Here is a 13,515-nt window from a genome sequence, read left to right as displayed (position 1 = left end):
GTATGGCTAGTGCACAAGATTTGCGAAAACGCATAAAAAGTGTTACCAATACGCAACAAATTACAAAAGCGATGAAGATGGTAGCTTCTGCTCGTCTTCGTAGGGCACAAACAAAAGCGGAAGCTACTCGTCCTTACGCAGAAAAGATAGGGCAAATCTTGCGTCATATGTCTAATAGTGATTTAGAAGGCTTTGAAAGTCCTCTCTTAGATGTGCGACCTGTAGAGCGCACTTGCTATATTGTAGTAGGTGCAGATAAAGGTCTTGCAGGGGCATTTTCGTCTAATGTGTTGAAATTTGCTATGGAACAATTACATGGTAAATCTCCTGATACATACCGTGTTATCACGGCAGGCAGAAAGCCTAGAGATAGCATGAAATCTAGAGGTATTCGCATCGATAAGTCTTATGCGGGCTTTTCTGATAAACCGTCCTATGAACATGCGCGTGCCATCATGCATGAAGCACTTTCACTATATGAACGTCATGAAGTAGACGAAGTCATCATGATCTATACACGTTTTGTAAATTCTATGACGCAAATTGCACAGGCTGAGCGCTTGTTGCCAATAGAGCAACCACAAGATGAGGTAAAAGGCGAAGAGTATGATTTTATGCCGTCCGCTGTATCCGTCTTGGAGGCGTTGCTGCCAAAATACTTAGAAATTACAGTTTATAATGGATTGTTACAATCTGCAGCTAGTGAATTGGGTGCTCGTATGACGGCCATGACATCGGCTACAGATAATGCAGGGGAACTCATTGAGTCCTTAGGCCTTGAATACAACAAGTTGCGTCAATCTAGCATTACAAACGAAATTTCTGAAATCGTTGGTGGCGCTAATGCCTTGCAATAGATAAGGAGACATCTGTCGATGAGTAATAATATTGGTAAAGTTGTGCAGGTCATCGGCCCAGTTGTAGACGTGCGCTTTGATGCTGGTCATTTACCAGCTATCTACAACGCCATCCACATCTACCATGACCACAAGGCACACGATAGACAAAAAATCGTAGTAGAGGTTATGCAACACTTAGGCGACGATACAGTTCGTTGCGTTGCCATGAGTTCTACTGACGGTATGACACGTAATATGGAAGCAGAAGATACTGGTGCTCCAATTTCCGTTCCTGTAGGGGAAGGTGTATTGGGTCGTATCTTTAACGTACTTGGTGAAACTGTAGACCATGATCCAGCACCAGTTGTGGCTGATGAAAAATGGCCTATTCACCGTCCTGCACCTAAATTTGATGACCTTTCTCCAGACACAAAAATCTTGGAAACAGGTATTAAGGTCGTTGACCTTATCGCTCCATATGTAAAAGGTGGTAAGATTGGCCTCTTCGGTGGTGCTGGTGTAGGTAAAACCGTATTGATCATGGAGTTGATTCACAATGTTGCTACAGAGCACGGCGGTTATTCCGTATTCTCCGGCGTAGGCGAACGTACTCGTGAAGGTAACGACTTGTGGAACGAAATGAAAGAGTCCGGCGTTATCAACAAAACAGCTCTCGTATATGGACAAATGAATGAGCCACCAGGGGCTCGTATGCGCGTAGGTCTTACAGGCCTTACAATGGCTGAATATTTCCGTGATGTGAAAAAACAAGACGTGCTCTTGTTCATTGATAACATATTCCGCTTTATCCAAGCGGGTTCCGAAGTATCCGCCCTCTTAGGTCGTATGCCATCTGCCGTAGGTTATCAACCTACATTGGCTAATGACGTAGGGGCATTGCAAGAACGTATTACATCTACAAAAGAAGGTTCTATTACCTCCGTACAAGCTGTATATGTACCTGCCGATGACTTGACTGACCCGGCTCCAGCAGCGACATTCGCTCACTTGGATGCGACAACAGTATTGTCTCGTTCCATTGCGGAACTTGGTATCTATCCGGCGGTGGATCCTCTGGATTCTACAAGCCGTATTTTGGACCCACATGTACTTGGTGAAGAGCACTACGCAGTGGCTCGTGGCGTACAAGAAGTATTGCAAAAATATCGCGATCTTCAAGATATTATCGCAATCCTCGGTATGGAAGAATTGTCTGACGAAGATAAACTCACTGTATCTCGCGCTCGTAAGATTCAACGTTTCTTGAGTCAACCATTCTTCGTAGCAGAAGTATTTACCGGTTCTCCTGGTAAATATGTGCCATTGTCCGAAACATTGAGAGGCTTCAGAGAAATCTTGGATGGTAAACATGATGAATTGCCAGAAGGTGCATTCTACATGGTTGGTACCATAGATGAAGCCGTTCAAAAAGCAAAGGAAATGCAAGAGAAGGGGGAATAATCCATGGCGGAACCTATGACCCTACAGATAATTACACCTGATGCGATTGTATTCGAAGGCCAATCTACATTCTTTGTAGGTAAAGCTATCGATGGTGGTTTTGGTATTTTGCCAAATCATGCGCCTATGATTATTGCATTAGACTTAGCACCTTTACGCATTGATCAACCAGATGGAACATCTCGTGAATATGCTGTATTTGGTGGCTTCTGTGAAATTGAACATAATAAGGTGAGTATTGTAACCCCTGACTGTCAAGATCCAACATCCATTGATGTGGAACGTGCTCGTCGAGCTAAAGAGCGTGCAGAAGGCCGGTTATCAAATCTTACACCTGATATTGATGTAGAAAGAGCGGAAGCAGCATTGCAACGTGCTTTACTGCGCTTGCATGTTACAAAAATGTTATAAGAAAAAGGCTAGCCATCTGGCTAGCCTTTTTTTTATAAATTTATCTACAAGACGCTCACACCTTTTAAGGAGTATGCAGTATTCTTAGGTTGTTCTACTTGAAAATCTAATACAACAGGTGCCTCAGAATTAATACCAGGTGCTTGGTAACGGTCACGGTCTGTTGGAATTCGTTTGTATGGTAATTTATCAAGTAATATAGTCATAACTTTGTTCCAAACTGATTTATGTGTTGGCATAGTTAAAGAGTCATCAGTTTGGTTGAAGCCCGTACGAACAGTATGGATTACCTTATCGTTTACATCATAATAGTATAAAAGGGCATTAACCTTTGCAGCGATATAAATTTCATGATTATCCTTATTGTATGGATCTGGGCTGTTAATAGTATTAACTTGTACATATACATCTTGTAATGGCACAGGCATAATAACAATTTCAGAATTTTGGGCCTCTGCAATTTGAGCAAGATCAGCGGCTTTAATTTCTGCAGTTGGTGTGTTAGTACTTACAATGGTTGTATCATAGTAAGGATATTTAAGTGTATTTGATAAGCGATCTGTCATGTAGTGACCAAATTGAGCTGTGTTTTCATTGCGCAAATTTGCTGGTACAACAATAGTTACTTTGCGGCTTGGAAAGTTTTCCAAGTGACCATCATGACTTGTACTAGTAGCATTAATAGTTGCTTTTTCTGAAGCTCCAGAAATTGGTGTAGTTGTTGGTGTTGCAGCTACTTTTATGACAGGCTCCATATTTGTTTTAGGGGGCAATGTAGAAGCCTCATTGCTTGTGTTACTTTGTATAGTGCTAAGAGCCACAGGTTGCGTTGTATTTGGTGTTAATTGACTCAAATCGATCATAGCAGCACTAGCTGTTGTAAATGCAGTTGTGAGTAGTACAGCAAGTACTGTAAGTAGTGGACGTTTATAGAGTCCGAAGTTATGTAACATAATTCCTCCTCTTAATAAAACTCTTTTAAAATTACAAATTATACAATTTATATTATTATATCATATATATAAAAAAAAGAAGCAAGCTTAACAGCTTGCTTCTTTAGTCTGGTGGACGATGACAGGATCGAACTGCCGACATCCTGCTTGTAAGGCAGGCGCTCTCCCAGCTGAGCTAATCGTCCATGTGGTGACCCGTCCGGGAATCGAACCCGGGATACCGCCGTGAAAGGGCGGTGTCTTAACCGCTTGACCAACGGGCCAGAATGGCTCCTCGAGTAGGACTCGAACCTACGACCGATCGGTTAACAGCCGATTGCTCTACCGACTGAGCTATCGAGGAATGGTACGATTGTTATTATATGTTAGATTAATTATAAAAGCAAGCATTTTTTTTAGAACACTATAAAATAGATACTGTTAATTATGACTAAAAGACATAACTTTATAAATAAAATTGGTTATCAATAATTTTGATGAGAGAGTCATTAAAATTAATAAAATCTATAGAGCTTAATAACTATAGATATTTACTGTGTTCTAAGGTGATTGCATGATTTCAAGTGCATGGGAGTTAGCAATATAAGTATATTGAAGATAATCGGTATACATATGCATTATAGAAAAGTTTAAAAGATTTAGTTGAAAAGTAGTATCAGTTAAGAAAGAAGCGTATTTATCTTATTAGATATAGCCTATGTTTGTGGTTCATTTTAAACCAAATCTATATATAATAAAGTAGGTAAAAATATAAGATATAAAAATCTTATTGATATATGATAGACTATGACTTTTATCACAATGCAGGGCTATTTTAGTGACTAGAGAATAAGGTCTATATAGCCTATTGAAAAACCGAAATATATACAAAAATATTCATGAAAACAATTCTCAAAAACCGAAAAAGCATTGAGAAAACTGTATAGGTAAGGCGTTGAATCCCCTTATATTGTGTGCTACGATTTATGTATAGAGTTAATCTCATCGGTTTGAGATAGATATTCTTTCATATGTTTGAGAATTTTATTTTATCTCATCGGTATTAGAATTAATATTCAACTATTTTCCTGAGGAGGGATTATCTTGCGCGAGATTCAAGTATCTGAAATCACAAAAACAGTCCGTCAAATGTGTATGGACGCAGCTTACCACTTGCCAAAAGACATCTATGAAGGTTTGAAAAAAGGACGTGAAACAGAAGAGTCTTCAGTAGGTCGTATCGTTCTTGATCAAATTATTAAAAATGCAGAAATTGCCGATGCTGAAGATCGTCCATACTGCCAAGATACTGGTATGACTATGGTATTCTTAAAAGTTGGTCAAGATGTTCATTTCGTTGGTGGTGATCTTACAGAAGCTATCAATGCTGGTGTTGCAGCTGGTTATGTTGAAGGTTATCTTCGTAAATCCGTTGTAGCTGAACCATTGTTCAATCGTAAAAATACACAAAATAACACACCTGCAATCATCTATACTGAAATCGTTCCTGGCGATAAAGTAGATATTCAAGTAGAATTAAAAGGTTTCGGTTCTGAAAATAAATCCGATGTAGCTATGCTCGTACCTGCTGATGGTGTGGAAGGCGTTAAAAATGCAGTTCTTGAAATCGTAAAACATGCAGGTCCTAACCCATGCCCTCCAATTGTACTCGGCATTGGTATTGGCGGTACTATGGACCAAGCAGCAGTTATGTCCAAAAAAGCGTTGCTTCGTGACATTAGCGTACCTCATAAAGATGCAGACTATGCAAAATTAGAAGAAGAAATCATGGAAATGGTTAACAAAACTGGTATTGGACCACAATTGGGTGGCACTACAACTTGTATCGGTGTAAACATCGAATGGGGTGCAACTCACATCGCAGGTCTTCCTGTTGCAGTTACTATCATGTGCCATGCTGCTCGTCATGCTCACGTAGTACTTTAATCGATAGGAGGTAAAAACAATGGCTGAATCAATTCGCATTAATACTGAAGAATATAATGAAGAGTTTTCCCGCAAATTAAAAGTTGGTGATAGCGTTCTTATCACTGGTAAAATTTACTCCGCTCGTGACGCTGCTCATAAAGTTATGACTGAAGCTTTAGCGCGTGGTGAAAAATTACCAATCGACTGGACAAATAAATTCGTTTATTATCTTGGACCAACACCTGCAAAACCTGGTGATCCAATTGGTTCCGCTGGTCCTACAACTTCCGGTCGTATGGATGCTTACACACCAACAATGCTTGACCAAGGTATCAAAGGCATGATTGGTAAAGGTTCCCGTAAACCAGAAGTAGTTGAATCCATGAAGAAAAATGGTTGCACATACTTCGCAGCAGTTGGTGGCGCGGCAGCATTGATTGCAAAATCCATCAAAAAATATGAAGTACTTGCTTATGGTGAACTTGGACCAGAAGCTTTGGCTGAATTGACTGTTGAAGATTTCCCTTGCATCGTGGTTGGCGATACTGAAGGTAATAACTTCTACGAATTAGGCCAAAAACCTTACAGAAAAATCTAATATCACCATTGAGTGATTGAAAGAGGCTTGCTAAAGCAAGCCTCTTTTTGTTGTTAAGCTATAATCATAAGATGTTCATCCGTTACGTGTAGAGTTTAGTCTACCGATTCTGTCGGTTTTATGATAATATACATATAGATTTTATACATTCAATTTGAGTGAGGCGATAACATGACTTCTGTAGAAACTATTCGTCAGTCAACTCGCAACGCGATGGCTGAATTACTTGATTTAGCAAAGGTTCGCGAAGGTCAATTATTCGTTGTTGGCTGTTCCACTAGCGAAATTGTAGGTAAAAAAATCGGCACTGACTCTCACCTTGATGTGGCTCAGGTCGTATTTGATGAAATATACAATGCTGTTAAGGCTAAAGGACTTAACTTGGCTATTCAATGTTGTGAACATATTAATCGTGCACTTGTTATGGAACGTAGCGCCATGACATGGGAGGAGGAAGTTAATGTTGTTCCTCAACGTCATGCGGGTGGTGCCCTGGCTGTGATGGCGTACGAATATTTTGATGATCCTGTGATGGTTGAATTTATTCAAGCTGATGTAGGCATCGATATTGGAGATACTTTCATTGGTATGCACATGAAACACGTTGCAGTGCCTGTACGTCTTTGTGTGAAAGAAATTGGGAAAGCACATGTGACGGCTTGTCGTGTTCGTCCGAAGAGCATTGGCGGTGAGCGTGCTGTATATAATGAAGCATTGATGTAGGGGGATAGTATGTCAAACCTAATACCGTATTTTGTATTAGCCGTCGTGGCATTGGGATTCTTTGCTGTTTGCTATGCTGTATTTAGCGGTGATGATGGTGAAAGTAAGGCAAAAGAAAAATCCTATAAAAACATAAGTAATAAAAATAATCCTAAAGCGCATAATGATGTTATATTTGCAACGGAGTCGCAAGAGGGCAATGTAACAATCACACATACGAGTGGAACTAATGTATATACTGCATCAATTCCGGATACAGTTGAAACGGTGGTCGGTGAAGAGCGAGAACCGGCTGAACCTCTGGTTGATCCTATAGATACCTCTTATAATAAAAGAAGTACTCTAAAGTCTAATTCAAGTCATGTTTCAGAGGGAGAATATGCGTTAGCATTAGGTTCGGATAATGGAACACCAATAGGTTCGGATAATGGAACACCAATAGGGGATGAAACCATTGTGATGACAGCCGTATCAGATCTTAAGCAAGCTAATCAAGCCAATCAAGGTGTTACTCCGTTGGTGGATAAAACTATTGTCCTCGATGTTGTTACAGATGAACTTCTCAATAACGCAAACAATGTTGAAGATACAATTGCTATGGGTGAATCTGTGGAAGCCTTTGAAGCTGATGAAGCGGATAGCATAGATGCTACACAGATGATAGGTGGTGCAAACGAAATACAAACCGTGGAAGGTCCATCGGTATTAGATGAAACGCGTTTGTTTGATGCTTCTGAAATTGAAGCACAATTGGCGGCAACAAGTTTAACTGAAGAGGAGGAACCGCATGGTCAATGGGCAAAAGCGGCGCATGAGGATAAATGCGTTGAGTTGGCTATAGCACCATTTGTTCATTCCTTTGGGGTGTTACATGGTGATACGCAACACTATGTAGAATCTATTACAAGAGATGCTTTAGCGGCTCTCAATATTACAAAAATTGTTGAAGTGAATGCATTACTAGAGAATATTGTTATTCAAGAAGCGTTGATGAGTATGCAAAAGGCATATGCCGCTACAAATACAGAGTGGATGAAGTCTGCTGCGTTAGGTGCTTTTCTAGATGTGGTTCAATCTCCTAAATCTAGTACGCCATACCTCGTAGCTTTTGATGCATTACGTGTATTACCTCATTTAACATTAGGTCACTTCCAAGTTATGGCCTTAACATTATTGTTACAATATTCTAGAAATTCTAATAACTATGGATTGATTCACTTCCAACATTATGTGGAAAAATATATTGAGCCATTCATCTCTGATTTGCCTCGAAATGATTCCTTCTATCGCCAGCTAGACTACTTACGCTGTACACAAGAAGAACAAGAGCCTATCACTTTATGCCAAGTGTTGTCGAATTCATATCCGTTTGTATTCAACTATCGTGGTTTCTCTAAGGAAGAACTCTTCCGTGCTACAGATGGTCATGGTGTGGATCCACGTTATGTGGTGCGTAGCTTGAACTCCAATCTTTATAAATTAGCCTTGGTAGATGAGTCTTTAGCACCACAATTCTTTAGACAAACACGAATTTCTAATGCTATGGTTCAACGTGATCTTTTAGCTCTGATGAAGAGCAAACCTACTGCTTTCAGGGGCCAAGAGGCGCGTGATATCATGGATGATATTTCACCGGTTCTATTGGACTTAGCTGATGTCTTTGATAGCACGCCAATGTCTAAAATTAGCTTAACATTGTTAGGCCTTTACTTAGGTCGTGCTCATGTGAAAGCAACCATTGGTGAAGAATTTGATTTGTCTCATTGGTTCTAATTTACAATTTTAAGCACTATATAGTTTGAAAAATTATATTATATAGTTATTATATACTTAAAACCGTTATATACTTTATGAGTCGTGTAATAAAAAAGTCTCTCAAGATAATCTTGAGAGACTTTTTAGTTTGTTAAATTTAATAGCCATTAAGTATTAAAAGGTGTTAAAGCCGAATTCTTCAATGTCTTCAATGTTTTTAATTGTCACGGTGCGCCCTGTAATATCAATGAGACCTTCATCGCGGAGACGACCCAGTTCACGGCTAAGGGCTGTGCGAGATACATTGAGAACCTCAGCCATTTGTTCGCGGTTGTGGGGTAATTGAATTGTGTTAGAATGCTGACGTTTATAAATATCTGTTAAGTACGCAAAAATCTTTTCGCGCATCCCTTTTAATGTGAGGTAATGGACTTTTCTGGTTAATAGAATTGCTTTTTCAGATAAATCCTCTAATAGATTAGATAGGATTTTAGTTTGGCATTGATGACAATCCGGTAATGTTTTAATAAAGGTTTCAAGCGGAATAAACATAATTTTAGTTGCTTTTGTTGCTTTAATGGTAGCAGGCCATAAAGGCTGTTTGCTAAATAGTAGTGCTTCTCCAAAAATATCTGATTGCTCTAAGTTTGCCATAATAACCCGTTGCCCCATTACATTTTCACGAGTCAGTAAAGCGCTGCCTTCAAGGATGACACCAATACCCTCCATAGGATCTCCAGCGAGGGCTATAAAATCATTTTTTTTGTAACTATGGATGATAACTTTGGCATTATTTAAATAGCTACGCAGCTCTGGCTCTCCTAATGTATTGAATAAAGGACATTTCACGAGGGTGGGCATATATTGATTAATGATATCGTTTGAAAGTATTTGTTTCATAAGCACCTCCGGTGTGATAAAGTCTATAGCAATTAAAAATGATTATTGTATAATAAAAGTATAAGACTAAATGGTCTACCTGTTCCATAAGAGAAGTCAGGAAAATTTTTGAAAAAGTTTTTATTTGTTGCTCAAGCTACAGAAATTGTATCATCTTTACGTTATACTTTCAAATGTAATCAATCAGACAACTGATAAAACATCAGTGTAATGTATAGGTTTTATATTATCTAGCTTGACTGCGAGGAAGTCTCGCAAAGGAGGATTTTTAAATGAGTATGTTCTGTTATCAATGCGAACAATCTGCAGCACCAGGTGGCTGTACTGTACAAGGTGTATGTGGTAAAACTGCACCAGTTGCTAACTTACAAGACGAATTAACTGCTGCCTTAGTTGGCTTGGCTCGCGCTTTAGACGTAAAGGGTCATACTAAAGAAGGTATCGATTATATTATGCGCGGTTTGTTCATGTGTGTAACAAACGTAAACTTCTCTGAAGACCGCGTTCAAGAATTCATTGACGAAGTGAATGCTTACCATGCAAAAGTGGACAGCGCTCAACAAAACTTTGATTGGGAACAATTGTGGAAAGGTGAAGAAGACATCGTATCCCTTCGTTCCACATTATTGTTAGGTATGCGTGGTATGGCTGCATACGCATGGCATGCTGCTCGCCTTGGCTTCCACGATGCTGATGTTGACGCTTGGTTCGTTAAAGGTATGGTAGAATTCGCTAAAGATCACAGCGCTGAAGAATGGCTTGATCTTTTAATGGAATTCGGTCATATCAACTTGAAATGTATGGCTGTTCTTGATAAAGCTAATACTGAAACATATGGTACACCTGTACCAACTACAGTTCCTTTGACCGTAGAACCAGGTCCTTTCATCGTTGTAACTGGTCATGACCTTCATGACTTGAAACAATTATTGGAACAAACTGATGGTAAAGGTGTAAATATCTATACTCATGGTGAAATGTTGCCTTGCCACGCTTATCCTGAATTGAAGAAACATCCTCAATTGAAAGGTAACTTCGGTACAGCATGGCAAAACCAACAAAAAGAATTTGTTGATGTTCCTGGTGCATTCTTGTTCACTACAAACTGCATTATGCCACCAAAAGAAAACTACAAAGCTAATATCTTCACTACAGATATGGTAGGTTTCGATGGTTGTGCACATATCGAAGAAAAAGAAGATGGTACTAAAGACTTCTCCGCAGTTATCAACCGTGCTATCGAATTGGGCGGCTACAAAGAAGCTCAAGAATTCACTGGTATCAACGGTGGTCATGAAGTAACTACAGGTTTCGGTCATGGTACAGTATTGGGTATTGCTGATAAAGTAATTGATGCTGTAAAAGCTGGCGCAATCAAACACTTCTTCTTGGTAGGTGGTTGTGACGGTGCTAAAGTAGGCCGTAACTACTACACTGAATTCGTTAAACAAACTCCAAATGATACTGTAGTATTGACATTGGCTTGTGGTAAATTCCGTTTCAACGACATGAACATCGGCGAAATCGGTGGTATCCCTCGTATCCTTGATATGGGTCAATGTAACGATGCTTACTCCGCTATTCAAGTAGCAGTAGCTTTAGCTGGTGCATTTGAATGTGATGTAAACGACTTGCCATTGACATTGGTATTGTCCTGGTACGAACAAAAAGCGGTATGTATCTTGTTAACATTGTTAGCATTGGGTATCCGTAACATTTACATCGGACCTTCCTTGCCTAAATTCTTCTCCAGCAATGTATTGAACATTTTGGTAGAAAAATTCCAATTACATCCAATTACAACTCCAGAAGCTGACATGAAAGCTATCTTGGGCTAATAGGATCTATTAATCTGTTAACTACAGTCCTACGTCCCCTCTCTTTTATGATTTAGGACTGTTGTTATAAATAACGCACCTAGGGTTATCCTTAGGTGCGTTTTTTTACTATTATTGTGAAAGCTATCTATCGAGTGTTTGTTTATTGATGGGGCCTGACAGTATTGCGACAACTAGATTACTAATGGGCATAACCTATCTCATGCCTCCATACTCAGCGTAAGTCGGCCCTCAATAGGTTATGCCCATAAGTAAAACGTTTCTGAAATATAAGTCCCATCAATATACAAACTCATAAAATAGCTTTCATCAGAATAGTGAGGTGAGGGGGAGATGTCGCTGCATAAGTATAGTCTTTCCCTTTTATAACTGTAGATATGGATGCGTCCCATCAATATACAAAGTTTTAGAACAGCTTTCATAAGAATAGTAGTCCTCTGTAGACAAACAAATATGCCCCTAATGTGCATATAGACAAGGCTCGATATTGGTTGCTATACTATAGGTGAAATAGGATTTTTTCACATGGTTTATGTGTATATAGAGGTATGTATGAACAGTATTTTTGATATTATAGGGCCTATTATGATTGGTCCGTCTAGTTCGCATACAGCGGGGGCTGCGCGGCTAGGGAAGATGGCGCGTTGTATTTTTCGTTCTACTCCCAAAAAGGTAGATTTAACATTATATGGATCTTTTGCAAAAACCTATAAAGGGCATGGCACGGATCGTGCTTTGATTGGCGGCTTATTAGGTTATAAAGAGGATGATGCGAACATCCGAGTTGCCCATGAATTAGCGAAAAAAGAGGGGATGGAGTTTTCTTTTATTGAGTCTCCTCTTGATGTAGGGCATCCGAATGTGGTGCGTTTTGATATGTATGATGAACATAATCGTCATATGACTGTTATTGGTCGCTCTCTCGGCGGTGGTCAGATTATGATTACCGAAGTAGATGGAAATGATATGTCCATTACAGGAGATGAGTTCACTCTTGTAGTGTTCCATGAGGATAGACCTGGTGCGATTTCTCTTATCAGCCAAGCTTTGAGCGAGTCTGATATTAACATCGCTACGATGCGCGTATTCCGTAAGGGCAAGCATAAGGATGCAGTTATGGTTATTACTACAGATACGGTGGTAAATCCTATTACAGTTCAGTTTATGCGCGAGTTTCCAGGCATCCAGGATGTGATGACCTTTGAAGCGTTATAGGAGGGCGAATAATGAGTTATGCATATGATACAATTGCAGATATTATTCGCCTAGCGGAGGAAAATAATATTTCCTTTGGCGATGTAGTACTGCGCTATGAATTAGAAAATTATGATCGCAATGAAGAAGCGGTTGTTCGAGAAATAGAGAATCGCTTAGATATTTTTGAAAGCTCCATTCAAGATGGTATAGCTTATGCGGAGAAAACGGCTTCTGGTATGTCGGGTGGTCAAGCGGCACAGCTTAATGGGCAAACACCTCGTTTTATGAGTGATATTGCGTATAAGGCAATGACGTATGCTATTGCTGTAAATGAGGCAAATGCAAAGATGTTCCGCATTGTTGCTTGTCCTACGGCGGGCTCTTGTGGTGTTATGCCTGGTGCTGTGAAAGCAGTAGCTGATCACTACCAATTAGATAGAGCTACAGTAGTAAAAGGCTTCTTAGCTGCGTCCGGTATTGGCAATGTGGTGGCAAATCGAGCTTGTGTTGCTGGTGCTGTTGGCGGTTGCCAAGCGGAAATTGGTACGGCTGCGTGTATGGCAGCAGGGGCTATCGTCGAAATGATGGGTGGTTCACCACGTCAAGTCGGACATGCTATTGCATTGTGCATGAAAAATCTATTGGGGCTTGCTTGTGATCCAGTGGCGGGACTCGTAGAGGTGCCATGTGTTAAACGTAATGGCTTCTATGCAGTTCATGCTATTACTGCATCTGAAATGGCGTTAATGAATATTGAAAGTCAAATTCCACCAGATGAAGTCATCGAAGCGATGAATAATATAGGTCGCGCTATGCCGGCAGCATTGCGTGAAACAAGTGATGGCGGTCTTGCGATAACACCGACAGGTACAGCTATTGCGGAAAGAGTGCAATCCTTATAAGGATTGCACTTTTTTCATGCTTTCATTTGT

Annotated in this window: 12 protein-coding genes and 3 tRNA genes; 10 read left to right on the top strand and 5 right to left on the bottom strand. The window is 39.9% G+C overall.

The features are described from left to right. Nucleotides 1–2 precede the first annotated feature (2 nt). The 3 genes from atpG to atpC are packed head-to-tail and all read left to right on the top strand — an operon-like array spanning nt 3 to nt 2,711. On the top strand, nt 3–857 hold the full coding sequence (atpG, locus tag ACLRYO_RS04280) for an ATP synthase F1 subunit gamma (protein ID WP_004697537.1): 855 nt from the start codon (nt 3–5) through the stop codon (nt 855–857). Between the two features lie 18 nt (nt 858–875). Beyond that, entirely contained in the window at nt 876–2,300 is a 1,425-nt protein-coding gene (gene atpD, locus ACLRYO_RS04275) for a F0F1 ATP synthase subunit beta (protein ID WP_105087018.1), read from the top strand. Between the two features lie 3 nt (nt 2,301–2,303). Next, nucleotides 2,304–2,711 carry an ATP synthase F1 subunit epsilon gene (gene atpC / locus ACLRYO_RS04270; protein ID WP_187002371.1) on the top strand — a complete coding sequence of 136 codons (408 nt, stop codon included), beginning with the start codon at nt 2,304–2,306 and terminating at the stop codon, nt 2,709–2,711. 44 nt (nt 2,712–2,755) lie between these two features. Here atpC and ACLRYO_RS04265 read toward each other — a convergent pair whose 3' ends face one another. From ACLRYO_RS04265 to ACLRYO_RS04250, 4 genes are all read right to left on the bottom strand, one after another. Further along, nucleotides 2,756–3,664 (bottom strand): hypothetical protein, encoded by a 909-nt coding sequence (locus ACLRYO_RS04265; RefSeq protein ID WP_187002369.1) that lies wholly within the window; start codon nt 3,662–3,664, stop codon nt 2,756–2,758. A 109-nt stretch (nt 3,665–3,773) separates the two neighbouring features. Beyond that, nucleotides 3,774–3,849, bottom strand: a tRNA-Val gene (locus ACLRYO_RS04260). Nucleotides 3,850–3,852: 3 nt separating this feature from the next. Then, nucleotides 3,853–3,927 (bottom strand) — tRNA-Glu (locus ACLRYO_RS04255). 4 nt (nt 3,928–3,931) lie between these two features. Next, nucleotides 3,932–4,007: transfer RNA gene (locus ACLRYO_RS04250), tRNA-Asn, on the bottom strand. A 740-nt stretch (nt 4,008–4,747) separates the two neighbouring features. Here ACLRYO_RS04250 and ACLRYO_RS04245 point away from each other — a divergent pair. The 4 genes from ACLRYO_RS04245 (at nt 4,748) to ACLRYO_RS04230 (ending at nt 8,666) form a co-directional block, all read left to right on the top strand. Further along, nucleotides 4,748–5,590, top strand: a complete 843-nt coding sequence (locus ACLRYO_RS04245) for a fumarate hydratase (RefSeq protein ID WP_004695072.1) — start codon at nt 4,748–4,750, stop codon at nt 5,588–5,590. Between the two features lie 19 nt (nt 5,591–5,609). Then, on the top strand, nt 5,610–6,170 hold the full coding sequence (locus ACLRYO_RS04240; RefSeq protein ID WP_004695073.1) for a Fe-S-containing hydro-lyase: 561 nt from the start codon (nt 5,610–5,612) through the stop codon (nt 6,168–6,170). A 171-nt stretch (nt 6,171–6,341) separates the two neighbouring features. After that, nucleotides 6,342–6,893 carry a TIGR01440 family protein gene (locus ACLRYO_RS04235; protein WP_008602458.1) on the top strand — a complete coding sequence of 184 codons (552 nt, stop codon included), beginning with the start codon at nt 6,342–6,344 and terminating at the stop codon, nt 6,891–6,893. Between the two features lie 9 nt (nt 6,894–6,902). Beyond that, complete coding sequence (locus ACLRYO_RS04230) at nt 6,903–8,666, top strand: LPO_1073/Vpar_1526 family protein (RefSeq protein ID WP_187002367.1); 1,764 nt, start codon at nt 6,903–6,905, stop codon at nt 8,664–8,666. A gap of 156 nt (nt 8,667–8,822) precedes the next feature. On the opposite strand, the gene ACLRYO_RS04225 is transcribed toward ACLRYO_RS04230, so the two are convergent. Next, nucleotides 8,823–9,548 (bottom strand): Crp/Fnr family transcriptional regulator, encoded by a 726-nt coding sequence (locus ACLRYO_RS04225; protein ID WP_012864779.1) that lies wholly within the window; start codon nt 9,546–9,548, stop codon nt 8,823–8,825. A gap of 272 nt (nt 9,549–9,820) precedes the next feature. Here ACLRYO_RS04225 and hcp point away from each other — a divergent pair, with 272 nt between their 5' ends. The 3 genes from hcp to sdaAA all read left to right on the top strand — a co-directional run bounded on the left by hcp (nt 9,821) and on the right by sdaAA (nt 13,485). Further along, complete coding sequence (gene hcp, locus ACLRYO_RS04220; protein WP_012864778.1) at nt 9,821–11,386, top strand: hydroxylamine reductase; 1,566 nt, start codon at nt 9,821–9,823, stop codon at nt 11,384–11,386. A 552-nt stretch (nt 11,387–11,938) separates the two neighbouring features. Further along, a complete protein-coding gene (gene sdaAB / locus ACLRYO_RS04215; RefSeq protein ID WP_021148533.1) occupies nt 11,939–12,601 on the top strand; it encodes an L-serine ammonia-lyase, iron-sulfur-dependent subunit beta in 663 nt (220 codons plus the stop codon). 11 nt (nt 12,602–12,612) lie between these two features. Then, complete coding sequence (sdaAA, locus tag ACLRYO_RS04210; RefSeq protein WP_021148532.1) at nt 12,613–13,485, top strand: L-serine ammonia-lyase, iron-sulfur-dependent, subunit alpha; 873 nt, start codon at nt 12,613–12,615, stop codon at nt 13,483–13,485. Nucleotides 13,486–13,515: the final 30 nt, after the last annotated feature.

The organism is Veillonella parvula (assembly GCF_047241225.1).
GTDB lineage: Bacteria > Bacillota > Negativicutes > Veillonellales > Veillonellaceae > Veillonella > Veillonella parvula_O.
The sequence above is the reverse complement of the archived record's forward strand: the minus strand, read 5'-3'. Positions and strand labels throughout refer to the sequence as shown.